Origin of the sequence: Mesorhizobium sp. M2A.F.Ca.ET.067.02.1.1 (genome assembly GCF_004023285.1) — a bacterium.
GTDB lineage: Bacteria > Pseudomonadota > Alphaproteobacteria > Rhizobiales > Rhizobiaceae > Mesorhizobium.
Window position 1 is genome coordinate 1 of record NZ_RZSB01001274.1, and the last position, 846, is coordinate 846.

The following is an 846-nucleotide window of genomic DNA, read 5'->3' on the forward strand; positions in this document are numbered from 1 at the left end:
GCTTTACGTGCCGCTCGGCAACCAGACGCCGGACCAGCTCGGCATGGGCCGCAGCGCCAATGTCGAGAAATTCTCGTCATCGATCACCGCGCTCGACCTCAACACCGGGCAATTGCGCTGGGTGCGGCAGACCGTGCATCACGATCTGTGGGACATGGACGTGCCGGCGCAGCCGTCGCTGGTCGACATCACGACGGCGAACGGCGTCGTGCCGGCGCTGGTCGGGCCGACCAAGCAGGGCGACCTCTATGTGCTCGACCGGCGCACGGGCGAGCCGATCATTCCGGTGAAGGAAGTGCCGGCGCCCGGCGGCGCGATCGAGGGCGATCATGCCTCGCCGACACAGCCGGCGTCCGACCTTTCCTTCAATCAGAAGCCGCTGACCGGCGCCGACATGTGGGGCATCACCCTGTTCGATCAACTGGCCTGCCGTATCGAGTTGAAGAAGCTGCGTTACGAAGGCCGCTACACGCCGCCCTCGCTGCAGGGTTCGCTGATCTATCCCGGCAATTTCGGCGTCTTCAACTGGGGCGGTGTCGCGGTCGATCCGGTGCGGCAGGTGATGTTCGGCATGCCGACCTACCTGGCGTTCACGTCCAAGCTCATCCCGCGCGCGGACGTGCCGCCGCCAGGCGACACCAAGGGCAGCGAGCAGGGGCTGAACCGCAACGAGGGCGCGCCTTACGCGGTGGTGATGGGGCCGTTCCTGTCGCCGCTCGGCATCCCCTGCCAGGCGCCGCCCTGGGGCTATGTCGCCGGCGTCGACCTGAAGACGGGAAACATCGCCTACAAGCATCGCAACGGCACCGTCTACGACATGACGCCGCTGCCGCTGCCACTCAAGGT

1 pseudogene is annotated in these 846 nt (G+C 66.8%); it reads left to right on the plus strand.

The features are described 5' to 3' along the window. Positions 1 to 846, plus strand: a pseudogene (locus EOA28_RS37275) (PQQ-binding-like beta-propeller repeat protein); the annotation flags it as partial.